Genomic DNA, 16,113 nt, shown 5'->3' on the forward strand with positions numbered 1-16,113 from the left:
TTTCGATCGCGCAGTTGCGGGTCTTCTAAGACATCGGGCGGACGATTCATCGGCCCGGCCGGGACACCGACCGACTGCAGCGCCTCGGCGACCTGTCTGGGGCTGCGATGGCGGGTCCACTCCGACATCCGCTGGGCCAACTCGCTCCGATGTCTCAGCCTGGCCTGGCCGGTTGCCCAACGCGCGTCGTCGGCCAGTTCGGGTACACCGAAGACCGCACTGGCCGAACGCCAGTCGGTGTCGCTGCGGATCGAGATCACACACCACTCGTCGTCCCCCGCGCAGGGCAGGACTTCGTGAATGCCGGTGTCGTCGGCCAGATCAGCGCTGTTCGCGGCGCGGGCCGCGTCGGCGACATAGCGAACGTCGAGTTGGTTGACCACCGCCTCGGCCTGGGAGACATGCACGCGCGCGCCGGCCCCGGTGCGGTCGCGGTGGATCAGCGCGGCCAGCGCGCCGATCGCGGTGATCCGTCCGACCACGTGGTCGGGGAAAACCGTCGTCGCGTCGTAGAACCGGTGCCGGGCAGCGGTGTCTTCCGGATGGGCGTTCGGGTCGGTCCAGAGCTTGCTGACGCCGGCGGTGGCCCGCACCAGCGGGCCGTACCCCAGCCGGTTGCTCCACGGCCCCCGGTCGCCGAATGCGCTGCTTTCAGCGAGCACCACCCGCGGATTGACCGAGTGCAAGGTGTCGTAGGTAAATCCCAGCGCGGCAAGCGTTCCCGGCTTGAAGTTGGCGAACACCGCGTCGGCTTCGGCGACCAAGCGCCCGAACACCCGCTTGCCCGGGGCACTGCGCAAGTCCACGCCGAAAGCCAGGTTGTTGCGGTGCGTCCAGGCAAATGACTCACTCATCGGCTCACCGATTCTGGCCTGCCGCAATCCGTCCGGGTAGGCCGCGCTTTCGACCTTGATCACCTCGGCGCCCAGGTCTCCGAACAACCGGCTCAGTTCACCCCCGGCGACGATGATGCCGAGATCGATGATGCGCAACCCGTCGAACGGGCGCGGGCCGGATTTCGCGGGTGCCGCAATCACCGCTCGCTGGCCGGTCCAGCGGGCGTCGTTCGCCCCGGGCCGCGGCGCGGGTACGCGGAACCCGACGTGTTCACCATCGACTGAGTAGTAGCCGGTCGGGATGGTGCTGCGGACGCCGGGAACAAGTTCGGTGTCGGTGACCGCGCCCACCGACCTGAAGTGCTCGGACGCCAGGATCTGCGCGGGGTCCAGCACCGCGGAGATCGGCACGCCGTGCGACTGCCCTTCGGCAACAAGCGCTTTCATCGTCTGGTGGGCGAACAGTTGGTGAATCAGCGGGCCGATCTGCGGCCACGCCTTGAACCGCGCCGCGATGACGTCGTACTTGGGATCCTGGAATTCGTCGGGTTCGCCCAGCCACCGCCGCAACCCATGCCATTGTCGAGGCGACATCACGCACAGTCGGACGAAACCGTCCTGGCAGGCGTAGATCGGGTAAGCGTCCTGGTTTTTCGGGCGCCCGCGCCACCGATCCGGGTGACGGACGCCCGCCGCGGCCTGCCCATGTGCGCCGAACGCCGGGTCGAGGGCCATCACTACGGCCTCGTATCGGGAGAAGTCGATGTAATCGCCTGTGCCACAACGTAGCCGGTTATAGTAAGCGACCAGCACCGACCACGCCGCTTGGACCGCGGCAGTGGCCGAAGCGATGCCGTCGGGCGGCGAAACCGGGGTGCCGGTGGTCGGTCCCGACCGCGCCAAGGCGCCCGACAGTGCGTAGAGCACCGGGTCGGTGGCGCGCCACGACGCCATCGGCCCCGTCCTGCCGAAGTCCGTCACCGACAGCGCCACCAGGTGAGGGAATCGATCGGCCAACTCTTCGCACGACGTCTCGTAGGCGGCAGCCAGGCCGGGGAGCCCGCTGTCGACGACGATGTCGGCGTCGCCGGCCAGTCGGATCAGCTGTTGGCGGTCGTCCGGAGCAGACGGGTCGAGCACGGTGCTGCGCTTGTTCGCGTTGTGCAGCGCGAAGCGCACGCCGGTGCCCTGCAACGACGGCAGACGGGTACGCGATGGACTGCCGCCGGGCGGCTCCACTTTCAGGACGTCGGCGCCCAAGTCGGCCAGCATCCGGGTGACCGCGTCGGCGTCGTCGTCGCACAGATCGAGTACCCGCAGCGACGTGAGCAGGTCGTCAGGCATCAAGCCAGCGTAGTTCGAGGGCTCAGCGGGGCCGGTAGCCTGGTGAGATGTCTGGCACCGAGAGCGTCGTGGCGTCACCGCATCCGGTGTTCGCGCAGCTCTCGACGCTGCACCACTTTCGTAGCCAGGTCGATGTCGCCGTGGTGGTGGCGGTGCTGGCCCTGACCAACGTCATCGCGCACTTCACCACGCCATGGGCAAGCGTCGTGGCAGTCCCGGTCGCGGCTGCGGGTTTGGTCGGCTGGCTGCGGGTCAACGGCCTCGGATGGGTCGAGCTCGGGCTGGGCCGCGAGCACTGGAGATCCGGCGCCGCCTACGCCGTCGGTGCGGTCGTGGCCGTGGCGGTGGCGATCGCCGTCGGCGTGCTGCTTCCTCTGACCCGGCCGATGTTCATGAACCATCATTACGCGACGCTCTCCGGCGCGTTGCTCGCGTCGATGATCCTCATTCCGCTGCAGACCGTCATTCCCGAGGAGTTGGCGTTCCGCGGCGTGCTGCACGGCGCGCTCAACCGGGCGTGGGGTTTCCGCGGTGCGGCAGTGGCCGGCTCGCTGTTGTTCGGACTGTGGCACATCGCCACCTCGCTCGGGTTGACGAGGAACAATGTCGGTCTCACCCGGCTGTTCGGTGGCGGCGTGCCCGGCATGGTGGCCGGGGTGTCGATCGCGGTGGTCACCACCGCGGCGGCGGGTTTAGTGTTCAGCTGGCTGCGGCGACGCAGCGGCAGTCTGCTCGCCCCGATCGCGTTGCACTGGTCGCTCAACGGGCTGGGGGCGTTGGCTGCCGCCGTGGTCTGGCAGCTGTCCAGCTGACTAGACGAGCAGGACCGCCGCCCCGGAGATCCGCCCGGCGCTGAGGTCGGCCAATGCCCGATCCGCTTGACTGAGCGGATATTCCGGTGTGGTCACCGCGATGTGGTGTGCGCCGGCGAAGTCGAGGAACGCCCGCGCATCGGCGCGGGTATTCGAGGTGACCGAGCGAATCTGACGTTCCTGGAACAGGTGGCGCTGATAATTCAGCATCGGGATGTCGCTGAGGTGAATTCCCGCGATGGCCAGCGTGCCGCCACGGTCCAGCGCCTCCATCGCCGGCAGCACCAACTCGCCGACTGGCGCGAACAAGATTGCGGCGTCAAGCTTCACCGGCGGCGGGTCAGCGGCCCCTTGCGCCGATGCGACGCCCAGGTCGAGGGCGAGTCGCTGAGCTGCCTCGCCGCGGGTCATCACGTGCACCTCGGCGTCCTGCGCCAGAGCGACCTGCGCGGTGATGTGCGCGCTGCCGCCGAACCCGTACAGCCCCAACCTGCCACCGGGCGGCAGCGCCGCGCGTCGCAGCGACCGGTAGCCGATAATGCCGGCGCACAGCAGCGGTGCCAGTTCGCTGTCGCTGTACCCGCTCGGCAGGTGGTGGGCGAAAGCCGCAGGAACGGTGGCGAATTCGGCGTACCCGCCGTCCGCATCCCATCCCGTGTAGCGAGAGTTCGGACATAAATTCTCGTCGCCGCGCCGGCAGTACGTGCACTCTCCGCAGGTGTGCCGTAGCCAGGCGATCCCGACCCGGTCGCCGACGCGGAACTCGCCGCCGGCATCCTCGCCGAGTTCGACCACCTCGCCGACCACTTCGTGTCCGGGTGTCACCCGCTCCCGATGCACGGCCAGGTCGCCTTCGGCCACGTGCAGATCAGTGCGGCACACTCCACACGCGCGGACCGCGACAAGAAGCTCGGTCGGCCCGGGTTGCGGTACCTGCGTGTCGACGTACTCAAGTGGCTGGGTGCTGATCGGGCCCGGACGGGCCACCCGCCATGCGCGCATGGTGGACGGGATCGCGTTGATGGCATGACTGCTCAACACCGCGGAACCTGGGTAGTTACCGCACAGACGGCTGTCAGGACCTTCGTGCCATGCCAACGACCCACAGCAGTATCACCGCGCCAAGCAACGCGGTGAAGAAAGTGAAAATCAACCCGCCGCCCGCAGTGTTGAGAAAGAAGCTGAGGAGAAAGCCCCCAATCAACGCTCCGACGACACCGATCACGATGTCCAGCAAGATTCCGGACCCACCGCCCTTGACGATCTTGCTACCGATCCAGCCGGCTAGCCCCCCGATGAAGATGTAGCCGATCAGCCCGACGCTGGTCGTGGTGGTGGAGCGCGCGAGAATTTCAGTTGCTGCTAATACGCCCATCCGAGACTCCTTGGTTGTCGCTGGCGGGGCCAGCTATTGGACCGACAATGCGGACCCCCAACCGAGCGTAACTACTCGAGGGGCCCGAAACGCTCGGTTCGGCAAACCATTCGGGGCGCCACGAAGGCTGACGCCGTCAGGTCGCCACCGTGCCGGCCGCCGGTGCTGCAGCGTTTCCGCCGGCGGGTTGTCCGGGAGCCGGCGCTGCCGGCGGCGGGGCTGCCGGCAGCGGGGCTGCCGGCGCGGGCACGGGGGCTGCCGGCAGCGGGGCTGCCGGCGCGGGCACGGGGGCTGGTGCACCCGGGGGCGGCGGGGCTGCCGGAGGCGGCGGCGGTGCCCCAGGTGCCGGGGCCGGCGCGGCGGGCGCGGGTGCCGGCGCGGCGGCCAGCGGGCGGATCGATTCGGCCAGCGTCTTGGCGCCGGCTTTGTCAACCGGATCGTTGCTGGTACCCAGCCACACCACGAACCAGCGTTGGCTCGGCGCGCCTGCCGGTTCTGGCGGACTGACAACTCCGGCCCAGATCTGGCCGTTGGGCTTGCTGGCGTCGCTGAACTTCACCTCGTAGTAGGACGCTGCGCCGGCGGCGCCGTTGGCGCCCAGCGGGATGGTCTCCTGGTTCAGGCGGGTGCCCGGGTAGGGCATGAAGAACTCGCCCATGTCCGATGCCAGCCGCGCGGCAGCCTTGGCGTTGTCGGGTTCGGCGCTGGCGTAGAGCTTCTGATCGAGCTTGCCCAGCACCACGCGAGTGTCATTGGCAACCGGTGGCGGCTGACCTGGGCTGGGTGCTCCGGAAATCTTGCTGAGCAGCGCCGATCCGTAATCCAGGTGGGTTGCATCGGACTCCACCCAGCCCGCGGGCAGGACGTAGCTGAAGCCGCCGACCGGGTTGTCGATTCGACCGGCGTTGGGGTCGACCGGGGGCGGGGGCGGAACGTTGGGGTCGGCTCCGGGCGGCGCTCCGAGCGGGGCCGCGGGCGGCGGGACACCAGGCGGCGGGACACCTGGCGGCGGGACAGCAGGCGGAGGGACAGCAGGCGGCGCCGCTTCGGGGGCGGCCGGTTGGGCCGGCGCGGGTGCAATGGGGTCGGGTGCTCCCGGAACCGGCACGGCCGGGCTGGGTGGCGGCGGCACCGGGTCGGCGCCGGCGACAGGCGACCATGCGAACGTGATCGCGCCCGCACCGCCGATCGCGGCGATGATGTGCGTCATCCTGCGGATTCTGGGCCGTGCCGAGGAGTGGTCCACCTGGTCCATGAGGCAAAAACCTACCGTGTCACCCCGGTGGCGCACGTGAGGATTACCCACGTTTCGGCCGATTTTTGACCTGCTTCGCGCCGGGGCGCCGCGCCATACCTGCAGCTCACCCATTGCACCGGTGAGCGAGGTGACAATTCGCTAACGACAACGCGGCCGGGCGCGTCATGACCGTCGTCATATTGCCTGCTCAGGGGCTCGCAAAGCCAGCCTGGCCGAGCACGCGCCGGCCCGTCTCGCCGATCACCAACTCGACGAACTTCTCCGCCAGCGCCGGCTGGGACGCCGTCTTGAGAACGACGATGGGATAGACGTTCACCGCTTGGGCTGATTCGGGAAAACGGACGGTGTCGACCCGGTCCCCCGCCGTGTGTGCGTCGTTGAGGTAGACCAGTCCCGCGTCAGCCTCTCCGCCGCTGACTTTCGCCAGCACCCCGGCACCGACCGACTCTTCGGTTACCGGGGTGAAGTGCACTCCGGTGTTGTCCTCGATACGTTGCGCCGCCGACCCGCACGGCGCCGAGGCCTGACACGCCGCGACCCGCAGGTCAGGCCTGGCGAGATCGGCGAAGGTCTGCACCCGCTTCGGATTGCCCGGGGGGGTGATGATCACCAGAGTGTCGGACGCAAAGTTGACGGGCTCGCCGCTGGTCAGGTCGGCTTTGATGACCGTGTCCAGGTGCGCGGTGTCTGCGGGTGCGTAGACATCGGCGCTGGCGCCCTGGGTCAACTTGTTCGTCAGCTCAGCAGAGGCGGCAAAGTCGAATTCCACTGCTGCTCCTGGATTTTCGGTTTGGAACTTGCCGGCAAGCAGGGTGAAGGCGGGTTTGAGTTGTAGTGCGGCGAACACCATGATCGACGTGGCCGGTGCATGACGCGACGGCGACGAACCGGTCGCGGCGGTCGGCTGCCTGCTGCATCCGCTGGAAGTCGCCGCCAGCGCCGCGACCAGCAATCCCGCCACCCCGGCCGCGCGCGGGCCTCCGCGTCCAGGTGTCACGGTGCCCAGCGTTGTCCAACAGTGACCGCCCCGTGCCGGATTCGGAGTTTCATATCTAGCTACCGTCCAGTAACATAAGGAAACGTTAATGCCATACACGGCCTGAAATCCCAGGGACCGGCATGGCGGTGTGCCACCATCAAGGCATCGGAGAACCGTTGCTCACGACGCGCTCCGCAATGCTGCTGGCGAACCGGAACCTGGATTCGACGCTGAATACGAGGAGGTCATGGCGGTGGAAGTACTTGTCACCGGAGGCGACACCGAACTGGGTCGCGCCGTTGCTGAAGAGTTCCATGACAACGGCCATGCGGTCACGCTGCTGGGCGCCCGCCGAGAGGATCTCGAGGTAGCCGCCAAGGAAATCGAAGCGGACGCCATCGTCTGCGACAACACTGATCCCGCCGCGTTGGCAGAGGTCCGCCACCTGTTTCCCCACCATCTGGACACCATCGTCAACGTCCCGGCGCCGCTTCGGACCCCCGGCGATCCACGGGCGTACTCGCTGTCCGACCTGGCGGCTGCGTGGCGCTCCGCGCTGGACGACACCTTGCTGTCTGCGGTGCTGACGCTCGAGACGGTGGGCGACCACCTCCGATCTGGCGGATCGATCATCAGCGTCGTGCCGGAAAATCCTCGCCCGGGTAGCGCCGAAGCCGCGATCAAGGCCGCGCTCTCGGGCTGGGTCGCCGGCCAGGCGACGATCTTCGGCACCCGCGGGATCACCGTGAACGCGGTCGCGGCCGGACGCGGCGCCCAGCCGGGTTACGAAGGCCTCTCCAGCACACCGCCGGTGCTAGCCGCCGAGGTCGCGCGGATGTCGCTGTTCCTGACCAGCGGCGCCGCCCGCCACATCACCGGACAGACCCTGCACGTCAGCCACGGCGCTCTGACGCAGTTTGCCTAGCCGCAGTTCGCCCGGCAGGTAATTTTCGGCGGTGGCCGTCGGCAGCGGGCGCCGGTCACTAGGGTGGTTTTCGTGACCATTCGCCTTGGCTTTCAAATCCCCAACTTTTCCTACGGCACCGGAGTCGAGCAACTCTTTCCCACCGTGATCGCGCAGGCTCGCGAAGCTGAATCAGCGGGCTTCGACTCGGTTTTCGTGATGGACCACTTCTACCAATTGCCGATGCTCGGCTCCCCCGACCAGCCGATGCTCGAGGCGTACACCACCCTGGGCGCACTCGCGACGGCCACCGACCGAGTTCAGTTGGGCGCGTTGGTAACCGGCAACACCTACCGCAATCCCACGCTGCTGGCCAAGGCCGTCACCACCTTGGACGTCATCAGCGCCGGCCGTGCGATCCTCAGCGCCGGAACCGGCTGGTTCGAGCTCGAACACCACCAACTCGGGTTCGAATTCTCGACGTTCACCGAGCGTTTCAAGAAGCTGGAGGAAGCGCTGCAAATCCTCGACCCGATGATCAAGGGCGAACACTCCACGTTCGCCGGCGAGTACTACACCACCGACTCGGCCTTCGCCAATCCGCGCTACCGCGAGCGCATTCCGATCCTCATCGGCGGCAGCGGTGAGAAGAAGACGTTCTCGCTTGCGGCCCGCTACGCCGACCACCTCAACATCATCGCGGCCTTTGACGAACTCCCCGGCAAGCTCGACGCGTTGGCCAGGCGCTGCGACGAGGCCGGACGGGACCGTTCGACCCTGGAAACCAGCGTCCTGCTGACCGTGATGGTCGACGACAACGCCAAACCGGACCAGATCCCCGCGGAGATGCGTGGCCGCATGCTGGTGGGCAGCGCCGCGCAGGTCGCCGAACACGTCAAGACCCACGTCATCGACGTCGGCGTCGACGGTGTGATCGTCAACATCCCGATCTACACGCCGGGCGTCGTCGCAACGGTTGCGGACGCGCTGCGGCCCGTCGTCGGTGTGTGACGCCGCGCAGCGACATGGGTCACGTGTGACGGGCCCCGGTGGGGGCGATCACACGCCGTTGTGTCGATAGACGCAGGTCCGGCCGTCTATCGTTGACGGTGAACCCGGTCGTCGCTGAGGAGCTAACAAACCATGACTGCTCTGTCCGAGAAAACCGCACCCAATCGCAAGCATCGGGTGGTGGTGATCGGATCCGGGTTCGGCGGCCTTTACGCGGTGAAGAAGCTGAAGCGTGCCGATGTCGACATCAAGCTGATCGCGCGAACCACACATCACCTATTCCAGCCGCTGCTGTATCAGGTGGCGACCGGCATCATCTCAGAAGGTGAGATCGCCCCGACCACCCGCGTCATCCTGCGTAGGCAGCGCAACGTCCAGGTTTTGCTCGGCGACTGCACGCACATCGACCTCGCCCGCAAGGTGGTCGTCTCGAATCTGCTCGGTCACACCTACGAGACTCCCTTCGACAGCCTGATCGTGGCCGCCGGTGCCGGCCAGTCCTACTTCGGCAATGACCAATTCGCCGAGTTCGCCCCCGGCATGAAGTCGATCGACGACGCCCTGGAGTTGCGTGGGCGCATTTTGAGCGCATTCGAGGCGGCGGAGCGTTCCAACGACCCCGAGCGGCGTAAGAAGCTGCTGACCTTCACCGTCGTCGGCGCCGGTCCAACCGGTGTGGAGATGGCGGGCCAGATCGCCGAACTGGCCGACTACACGTTGAAAGGCGCCTTCCGGCATATCGATTCGACCAAGGCCCGAGTCGTCCTGCTCGACGCCGCTCCCGCGGTACTGCCGCCGTTTGGCGACAAGCTCGGTAAACGAGCAGCGGCGCGGCTGGAGAAAATGGGTGTCGACATCCAGCTTGACGCGATGGTGACCGACGTCGACCGCGACGGCATTACGGTCAAAGACCCCGACGGCAGCGTCCGGCGTATCGAATCGGCCTGCAAGGTGTGGTCGGCGGGCGTCGCGGCGAGCCCGCTGGGGCGGGATCTGGCTCGCCAGTCCGCCGTGGAGCTCGACCGCGCCGGACGGGTCAAGGTGCTGCCCGACTTGTCGATACCTGGACATCCCAACGTGTTTGTCATCGGCGACATGGCTGCCGTCGAAGGGGTGCCGGGGGTGGCCCAGGGCGCCATTCAGGGTGCCAAGTACGTCGGCTCGACGATCAAAGCCGAACTCGGCGGGGCAGATCCGGCACTTCGTCAACCATTCCAGTATTTCGACAAGGGTTCGATGGCGACGGTCTCGCGATTCTCCGCCGTCGCGAAGATCGGTCCGGTGGAATTCAGCGGTTTCATCGCCTGGTTGGCGTGGCTGGTGTTGCACCTGGTCTATCTCGTCGGCTTCAAGACGAAGGTCAGCACACTCTTGTCGTGGATCACGACGTTCCTGAGCACCCGGCGCGGTCAGCTGACCATCACCGAGCAACAGGCGTTCGCCCGGACCCGTCTCGAACAGCTGGCGGTGCTGGCTGCTGAGGCGCGCGAGGACGCGACCGCAAAGGCGGCCAGTTAGCGTTCGGCCTCGAGGTTCTGCAGCCGGACCTGACCGCGAGCGATCAGTCGGTCGTCGGAGTCGACGATGGCGACCTGCCACAGTTGCTGACGCCGTCCGCGGTGTATCGGAACCGCGGTCCCGTGAATCCTCCCGCTCCCGATCGCGCGCAGGAAGTCGGTGTTGTTGTTGACGCCAACGACCGAACCGCCACCGTTCACGGTCAGCCAGGTATAGGCCGCGACGCTGGCCAGGCTTTCGACCATCGCGCAATACACGCCGCCGTGCACGATGCCCATCGGCTGGAGGAGCTTGGGTACGACGTTGAGTCGAGCGCGCGTGCGGTCAGGGCTGATCTCGGTGAATTCCAGCCCTAATTCCTCGTCGAATGGCGCTTCTGACATCGGCTGCATGCTTGTAGTGTCTACAGGCGGGTGAACACCAGCGTGGTTCCGGGGTGCAGCAAATTCGTGCAGACCACGCAGACAACCGATACTGTGAGCCTGTTTCCGACCTCTGCGAGCACGGCTCGTGGGCGCTGACGGAATTCACAAGGGGAGGGAAAAAATGATAGCGGCGACGACCGAGCCGGTGCGGTTGCCGCCCGGTCCCCGGCATCCGAAGCTGATCCAGACGCTCCAGTTCCTGGTGCAGAACCACGCGATGTTCGACAATATCTGCAAGCGCTACGGCAGCAACGTCGTCAGCGTCAACCTGCCCCATAACGATCACGCGGTGGTGGTCAACGACCCGGCGCTGGCCAAGGAACTGTTCAGCATCGGTACCGAGTTGATCCAGCGGCCGCCGTCGGGGAACGGGTCGATCGGTGGGGCGTTCGGGCCGGGTTCGACCTTCAGTCTCGCCGGCGACGGCCACCGGGAGCGCCGCAAACTGCTGGCGCCGCCGTTTCACGGCAAGCGGATGCGCGGCTATGAGCGCATCATCGAAGAAGAGGTCGAGCGCGAGATCGCGACCTGGGTCGAGGGCCAGGAGTTCGAGACGCTGGAGCCGATGCTGCGGATCACCGTCGGGGTGATCCTACGCGCGGTGTTCGGCGCCGAAGGTGCTGCGCTGGAAGAACTTCGAGAGACCGTGCCGGCGATGGTAACGCTCGGCTCGCTACTCGTGGTGTGTCCGTCGATTGTGCGCAAGGACCTGGGGCCGTGGAGCCCGTGGGGGCGCTTCATGAAAAAGCGGCGGCGGTTCGACGCCGTCATCGCCGCGCTGATCGCCGAGGCCCGATCCGACCCGGCCATCGGAGAGCGCAAGGATGTGCTGGCGCTGCTGCTGCAGGCCCGCTATGAAGACGGCGAGCCGATTTCCGACGAGCACATCACCGACGAGTTGCTGACCCTGCTGGGTTCCGGCCACGAGACCACCGCGTCGTCGCTGGCGTGGGCATTGGAGCGGTTGAGCCGGCACCCAGACCTGTGCAAGCGACTGGCCGACGAGGCTGACGCCGGCGGCGGTGAACTGCGGCAGGCCACGATCTGGGAGGTACAGCGCACCCGTCCTGTGCTGGATGGAACGACGCGCCGAACAAAGACGCGAATCCGGTTGGGCGAGTGGGTGCTTCCGGAGGACACCAACATCATCATCAGCATCAAGCTGGCGCACGCGTCCGAAGACGACTTCCCGGATGCGGGGTCGTTCAACCCGGACCGCTACCTGGGCACCGCCGCCAAGCCCGTGGCATGGATTCCGTTCGGCGGCGGCGTCAACCGTTGCGTCGGTGCGGCTTTCGCCAACCTGGAGTCCGACGTCGTGCTGCGCATGCTGCTCCGCGAGTTCCGTTTCGAGCCAACCGATGCGCCCGGCGAGAAGGCGTTCTGGCGTGGCGTCGCGACCGTGCCGGCGAAGGGCGCCCGGGCGGTTGTCTACCGACGCACGAACAAGCGGCCGGCGGATTCCGACCCGCTGTTCGTGGCTGACCGCGGCCGCGTGTAGCGCACTGGCATACTGGCGACCTGTGACAGGCGGCCTCAGGCAATACGTGAAACCTCTCGGCAGTTATTCATGGTTCAAGTTGGCCATGAACAAGTATTGGTATCCCTTCGTCACCCGTAGGTGGGATCAAGACGACGTGGTCTTCCTGAACTGGGGGTACGAGGAGGATCCGCCCATGGGGCTGCCGCTGGCGCCCGAGGATGAGAAGAACCGGTGGGGAATTCAGCTTTACCACCGCACAGCGACCCAGACCGACCTCGCCGGTATGAAGGTGCTGGAGCCCAGCTGCGGCCACGGTGGCGGCGGGGCGTACCTGATGAAGACGCTGCATCCGGCGTCCTACACCGGCCTGGACTTCAACCCTGACGGCGTGGCCTTCGCCAAGCGCCGCTATCCCCTGCCGGGCCTGGACTTCGTGCACGGCGACGCCGAGAACTTGCCGTTTCCCGACGAGTCGTTCGACGCGGTGCTCAACGTCGAGGCATCGCACGCCTACCCGCACTTCGACCGTTTCCTCAAGGAGATGGTGCGAGTGCTGCGGCCGGGCGGACATTTCCTCTACGTCGACTTCCGCGGATTCCTCGAATACGACGAATGGGACGCCGCGCTGGCCGCGCTGCCGATGCGGATGGAATCCAAGCGGGAAATCAACCCTGAGGTGCTGCGCGGGCTGGACAACAACTCGGGCCGGTACCTCGAATTGGTCGGCAGCCGGCTGCCGATGTTCCTGCGGCCGTTCGGCAAGCTGTTCGCCGGCGCACCAGACACGCTGATGTACAAGGAATTGCAACGCGGTCGGCTGTCCTACCGCATGTACCACTTCATCAAGGACTAACTGGCAGAACCGACACGGTCAGCCACCGCTCGATGCCGCCAGCGCAGGTAAGGCCGTCGTAACGCGGCAGGGGGTTCCCTTGGCGCGTCTGCGCGCGACCGACAGTCCGCGCACCGGCAGCCCGAAACCGACCAGTGCGTCGAGCACCGCCTGCCCGCGGCGCATGGCGGCCACTTCGTCGGTGCCGCCCAGCTGTGGCACCTGGGTGGCACACGCCACCACCATCGATCCGACGATGTGCCACATGGCGGCGATTGACAGAGCGCCGCCGCTGACCGCGTGCAGCTTGGCGAACAGCGGCGCGAGGGTTCGGTGGCAGCGGTGGGACACCCAGGTCGTCAACGCGGCCGCGTTCGGCAGCCGGACGACGCCGTCGGCGCCGCACGGGTCATCGGGCAACACCCGCAACGTTGGGTCGACCACCCCGGCCCAGTCGATCACGCCATCGGAGTCGACATGGACCCACAAATTCTCCAGCCCGGTGTCCCAGGCCCTGGCCTCGAGCACCACCAGCGCGACCACCCGGCCGATCACCGTGTGAATCAAGGTCGCCGCCAATTGCCTTGCGGCACTGCGCTCGTTCATGTCGATCTTGGCGGCGTCGAACATGGCCTGCAGTCGGTCGGTGCTCAGCGCGGAGGCCAGTGGCCACCATCGGCGTACCGACACATCGCCCAGCACTGCGACACCGTGTACCCGTGGGCATTGCGGATACAGCTCGCGAAGCCGTCGACTGGACTCGTGCAGTGGCAGCACGCGATCGATGGCCATTGTTGCGATGAGCGGGTCGTCGATCGGGATCGTCATAATTTTAGGTTAGCCTAACCATATGAACTGCGGGACGGTGGTCCGGCGACGCGTCCCCCGGCCGGAGAGGTACGACCGTCGGTAGTAAGCGCGAGTACGCTGACAAGCACATTGCACAGGAGATTGAGCGAACATGGTTAAGCTGACGCGGCTCGGGGATCTCGAGCGCGCGGTGATGGACCATCTGTGGTCCGCTCCGCACCCGCAAACGGTCCGCCAGGTGCACGAAGCGCTTTCCGAACAGCGCGATCTGGCCTACACGACGGTGATGACCGTGCTGCAGCGGCTGGCCAAGAAGAACCTGGTTTCGCAGATCCGCGATGACCGTGCACACCAGTACGCGCCGGTGCACGGACGCGACGAACTGGTGGCCGGTCTGATGGTCGATGCACTCGACCAGGTCGCCGACCCGGGAAGCCGACACGCCGCCTTGGTGCACTTCGTCGAGCGGGTCGGCGCCGACGAGGCCGAGGCGTTGCGGCGCGCACTCGCCGAACTGGAATCAGGTCATCGGACAAATCAGTCTGCTGGCGCGCGACCGGAGGGCTGAGGGACACTGGGACCATGTCTGGGCTGACTTTCACCGTTCTTGCGGTGATGCTGGTCGGGCCGGTCCCAGAATTGTTGGCGCGGGCCACGTGGCCGCTGCGCGCTCCTCGGGCCGCGATGGTGCTCTGGCAGGCAATCGCCATCGCCGCGGTGCTCTCGGCGTTCAGCGCCGGCATCGCCATCGCGAGCCGACTGTTCGTCCCGGGCGCCGACGGGCGCCCGACGGCCAGCCCTGCCACCGAGATCGGTCGCCTCGGCTGGCCGCTGTGGCTGCTCGACGTTACGGTCTTCGGTCTGACCTTGCTGATCGGCGCGCGACTGCTGGTGGCTGTGGTCCGGGTCGCCGTGGCCACCCGGCGACGGCGTGCCCGTCACCGGATGCTGGTGGATCTGCTCGGCGTGTCGCCCGACCTGGTCTCCGCGCGGGCCCGCGCCGGCGGCCGTGATCTGCGTGTGCTGGAGGTGGCACAGCCGCTCGCCTACTGCCTGCCCGGCGTCCGCAGCAGGGTGGTAGTCAGCGAGGGCGCGCTGGATTCGCTCACCGAAAACGAGGTCGCCGCGATCCTGAGTCACGAGCGCGCTCATCTGCGCGCGCGCCACGATCTGGTGCTTGAGGCGTTCACCGCCGCACACGCCGCGTTTCCCCGTTTCGTCCGCAGCGCAAGCGCTTTGGACGCGGTGCAGTTGCTGGCCGAACTGTTGGCCGACGACGCCGCTGTCCGGGTGGCCGGCCGCGCTCCCCTGGCCCGGGCCCTGGTGGCCTGCGCGTCGGGCCGTGCGCCGCTGGGTGCCCTGGCCGCCGGCGGAGCGCACACCCTGCTGCGGGTGCGACGGCTTTCCGGTAGCGGCAACAGCCGTTGGGTGTCTACTGCCGCCTACCTTGCGGCCGCCGCGGTGCTGATCGTGCCGACCATCGCACTCGCGATCCCGTGGCTCACCGAACTGCATCGGCTGTTCGCCGCTGTCTGACCCGGCAACCTGCCACGCAGCGTTCTGAGGCGATACTTTGCACAGGCATGAATCCCGCTGTGCCACAGTGTTCGGTACAGAGCCATGGAACAAGTTGACGGAATTGAGAGGCGCACGTATGAGCTCGTCGGAGTCAAAGACCGGGACCGCGCAGATCGGCGTCACCGGCTTGGCGGTGATGGGCTCGAATCTCGCCCGCAACTTCGCCAGCCACGGTTATACCGTGGCGTTGCACAACCGGTCGATCGCCAAGACCGATGCGCTACTCAGAGAGCACGGCGACGAGGGCACGTTCGTCCGGTCGGAGACCATCGAAGAATTCCTCGACGCGCTGGAGAAACCGCGACGGGTGATCATCATGGTCAAAGCCGGCGACCCCACCGATGCCGTCATCAACGAACTCGCCGACGCGATGGAAGAAGGCGACATCATCATCGACGGCGGCAACGCGCTCTACACCGACACCATCCGCCGCGAGAAGGCCATCCGCGCACGCGGCCTGCACTTCGTCGGCGCCGGCATCTCCGGCGGTGAAGAAGGCGCGCTCAAGGGCCCCTCGATCATGCCCGGCGGGCCGGCCGAGTCCTACAAGTCGTTGGGCCCGCTGCTGGAGGAGATTTCCGCGCACGTCGACGGCGTCCCGTGCTGCACCCACATCGGTCCCGACGGCGCCGGGCACTTCGTCAAGATGGTGCACAACGGCATCGAATACGCCGACATGCAGCTCATCGGCGAGGCCTACCAGCTGCTGCGCGACGCGCTGGGCAAGACCGCGCCGGAGATCGCCGACGTGTTCGCCGAATGGAACTCTGGCGACCTGGACAGCTTCCTGATCGAGATCACCGCGGAGGTGTTGCGCAAGACCGACGCCAAGACCGGCAAGCCACTGGTGGATGTGATCGTCGACGAGGCCGAGCAGAAGGGCACCGGCCGCTGGACGGTCAAGTCGGCGCTCGACCTCGGCGTGCCGGTGACCGGTATCGCCGAAGC

At 67.0% G+C, this 16,113-nt stretch carries 16 protein-coding genes; 9 read left to right on the forward strand and 7 right to left on the reverse strand.

Annotated features, from left to right (window positions below; all coding sequences use genetic code 11):
• Positions 1-2,180, reverse strand: a 2,180-nt coding sequence (locus AC2VOG_RS19475; protein ID WP_486941468.1) for a CaiB/BaiF CoA-transferase family protein, incomplete at its 3' end; no start/stop codon positions are given.
• 47 nt (positions 2,181-2,227) lie between these two features.
• Here AC2VOG_RS19475 and AC2VOG_RS19480 point away from each other — a divergent pair.
• The gene (locus tag AC2VOG_RS19480; protein ID WP_486941469.1) at positions 2,228-2,992 is read left to right on the forward strand and encodes a CPBP family intramembrane glutamic endopeptidase; all 765 of its coding nucleotides are present in this window, start codon (positions 2,228-2,230) and stop codon (positions 2,990-2,992) included.
• Here the strand turns inward: AC2VOG_RS19480 and AC2VOG_RS19485 are convergent, their stop codons facing one another.
• The 4 genes from AC2VOG_RS19485 to modA all read right to left on the reverse strand — a co-directional run bounded on the left by AC2VOG_RS19485 (position 2,993) and on the right by modA (position 6,622).
• A complete protein-coding gene (locus tag AC2VOG_RS19485) occupies positions 2,993-3,994 on the reverse strand; it encodes a zinc-binding alcohol dehydrogenase family protein (protein WP_486941483.1) in 1,002 nt (333 codons plus the stop codon). It lies immediately after the preceding gene.
• A gap of 73 nt (positions 3,995-4,067) precedes the next feature.
• Complete coding sequence (locus tag AC2VOG_RS19490; RefSeq protein WP_486941470.1) at positions 4,068-4,367, reverse strand: GlsB/YeaQ/YmgE family stress response membrane protein; 300 nt, start codon at positions 4,365-4,367, stop codon at positions 4,068-4,070.
• A gap of 136 nt (positions 4,368-4,503) precedes the next feature.
• Positions 4,504-5,622, reverse strand: coding sequence for an APA family fibronectin-binding glycoprotein (locus tag AC2VOG_RS19495; protein ID WP_486941471.1), 1,119 nt, complete (start codon positions 5,620-5,622; stop codon positions 4,504-4,506).
• A 190-nt stretch (positions 5,623-5,812) separates the two neighbouring features.
• A complete protein-coding gene (gene modA / locus AC2VOG_RS19500; RefSeq protein WP_486941472.1) occupies positions 5,813-6,622 on the reverse strand; it encodes a molybdate ABC transporter substrate-binding protein in 810 nt (269 codons plus the stop codon).
• Between the two features lie 229 nt (positions 6,623-6,851).
• Between modA and AC2VOG_RS19505 the strand changes: the two genes are divergently transcribed.
• From AC2VOG_RS19505 to AC2VOG_RS19515, 3 genes are all read left to right on the forward strand, one after another.
• The gene (locus AC2VOG_RS19505) at positions 6,852-7,529 is read left to right on the forward strand and encodes an SDR family oxidoreductase (protein WP_486941473.1); all 678 of its coding nucleotides are present in this window, start codon (positions 6,852-6,854) and stop codon (positions 7,527-7,529) included.
• A gap of 72 nt (positions 7,530-7,601) precedes the next feature.
• The gene (locus tag AC2VOG_RS19510; RefSeq protein ID WP_486941474.1) at positions 7,602-8,519 is read left to right on the forward strand and encodes an LLM class F420-dependent oxidoreductase; all 918 of its coding nucleotides are present in this window, start codon (positions 7,602-7,604) and stop codon (positions 8,517-8,519) included.
• A gap of 132 nt (positions 8,520-8,651) precedes the next feature.
• Positions 8,652-10,037 carry an NAD(P)/FAD-dependent oxidoreductase gene (locus AC2VOG_RS19515; protein WP_486941475.1) on the forward strand — a complete coding sequence of 462 codons (1,386 nt, stop codon included), beginning with the start codon at positions 8,652-8,654 and terminating at the stop codon, positions 10,035-10,037.
• Here the strand turns inward: AC2VOG_RS19515 and AC2VOG_RS19520 are convergent.
• Positions 10,034-10,429, reverse strand: a complete 396-nt coding sequence (locus AC2VOG_RS19520) for a PaaI family thioesterase (protein WP_486941476.1) — start codon at positions 10,427-10,429, stop codon at positions 10,034-10,036. The two genes, AC2VOG_RS19515 and AC2VOG_RS19520, sit on opposite strands and share 4 nt — an antisense overlap.
• A gap of 154 nt (positions 10,430-10,583) precedes the next feature.
• Here AC2VOG_RS19520 and AC2VOG_RS19525 point away from each other — a divergent pair, with 154 nt between their 5' ends.
• Together AC2VOG_RS19525 and AC2VOG_RS19530 are read left to right on the forward strand one after the other, a co-directional pair.
• Complete coding sequence (locus AC2VOG_RS19525; protein ID WP_486941477.1) at positions 10,584-11,963, forward strand: cytochrome P450; 1,380 nt, start codon at positions 10,584-10,586, stop codon at positions 11,961-11,963.
• An 85-nt stretch (positions 11,964-12,048) separates the two neighbouring features.
• Positions 12,049-12,798, forward strand: coding sequence for a phthiotriol/phenolphthiotriol dimycocerosates methyltransferase (locus AC2VOG_RS19530; protein ID WP_486941478.1), 750 nt, complete (start codon positions 12,049-12,051; stop codon positions 12,796-12,798).
• Positions 12,799-12,816: 18 nt separating this feature from the next.
• Here the strand turns inward: AC2VOG_RS19530 and AC2VOG_RS19535 are convergent, their stop codons facing one another.
• Complete coding sequence (locus AC2VOG_RS19535; RefSeq protein ID WP_486941479.1) at positions 12,817-13,605, reverse strand: iron reductase; 789 nt, start codon at positions 13,603-13,605, stop codon at positions 12,817-12,819.
• Positions 13,606-13,738: 133 nt separating this feature from the next.
• Between AC2VOG_RS19535 and AC2VOG_RS19540 the strand changes: the two genes are divergently transcribed.
• The 3 genes from AC2VOG_RS19540 to gndA all read left to right on the forward strand — a co-directional run.
• Positions 13,739-14,155, forward strand: a complete 417-nt coding sequence (locus tag AC2VOG_RS19540; RefSeq protein WP_486941480.1) for a BlaI/MecI/CopY family transcriptional regulator — start codon at positions 13,739-13,741, stop codon at positions 14,153-14,155.
• Between the two features lie 14 nt (positions 14,156-14,169).
• Complete coding sequence (locus AC2VOG_RS19545) at positions 14,170-15,123, forward strand: M56 family metallopeptidase (RefSeq protein WP_486941481.1); 954 nt, start codon at positions 14,170-14,172, stop codon at positions 15,121-15,123.
• A 118-nt stretch (positions 15,124-15,241) separates the two neighbouring features.
• Positions 15,242-16,113: NADP-dependent phosphogluconate dehydrogenase (gndA, locus tag AC2VOG_RS19550; RefSeq protein WP_486941482.1), on the forward strand; the 872-nt coding region annotated here is incomplete at its 3' end.

The sequence above is a fragment of the Mycobacterium sp. TH-M11 genome, from assembly GCF_057473725.1.

What these genes read in the sequence shown, in the direction of transcription:
- AC2VOG_RS19480 (WP_486941469.1), top strand. Translation starts at nt 2,228, where the DNA reads ATGTCTGGCACCGAGAGCGTCGTGGCGTCACCGCATCCGGTGTTCGCG.
- AC2VOG_RS19525 (WP_486941477.1), top strand. Translation starts at nt 10,584, where the DNA reads ATGATAGCGGCGACGACCGAGCCGGTGCGGTTGCCGCCCGGTCCCCGG.
- AC2VOG_RS19515 (WP_486941475.1), top strand. Translation starts at nt 8,652, where the DNA reads ATGACTGCTCTGTCCGAGAAAACCGCACCCAATCGCAAGCATCGGGTG.
- AC2VOG_RS19485 (WP_486941483.1), bottom strand. Translation starts at nt 3,994, where the DNA reads ATGCGCGCATGGCGGGTGGCCCGTCCGGGCCCGATCAGCACCCAGCCA.
- AC2VOG_RS19490 (WP_486941470.1), bottom strand. Translation starts at nt 4,367, where the DNA reads ATGGGCGTATTAGCAGCAACTGAAATTCTCGCGCGCTCCACCACCACG.
- AC2VOG_RS19520 (WP_486941476.1), bottom strand. Translation starts at nt 10,429, where the DNA reads ATGCAGCCGATGTCAGAAGCGCCATTCGACGAGGAATTAGGGCTGGAA.
- AC2VOG_RS19535 (WP_486941479.1), bottom strand. Translation starts at nt 13,605, where the DNA reads ATGACGATCCCGATCGACGACCCGCTCATCGCAACAATGGCCATCGAT.
- AC2VOG_RS19545 (WP_486941481.1), top strand. Translation starts at nt 14,170, where the DNA reads ATGTCTGGGCTGACTTTCACCGTTCTTGCGGTGATGCTGGTCGGGCCG.
- AC2VOG_RS19505 (WP_486941473.1), top strand. Translation starts at nt 6,852, where the DNA reads ATGGCGGTGGAAGTACTTGTCACCGGAGGCGACACCGAACTGGGTCGC.
- AC2VOG_RS19530 (WP_486941478.1), top strand. Translation starts at nt 12,049, where the DNA reads ATGAACAAGTATTGGTATCCCTTCGTCACCCGTAGGTGGGATCAAGAC.
- AC2VOG_RS19540 (WP_486941480.1), top strand. Translation starts at nt 13,739, where the DNA reads ATGGTTAAGCTGACGCGGCTCGGGGATCTCGAGCGCGCGGTGATGGAC.
- AC2VOG_RS19495 (WP_486941471.1), bottom strand. Translation starts at nt 5,622, where the DNA reads ATGGACCAGGTGGACCACTCCTCGGCACGGCCCAGAATCCGCAGGATG.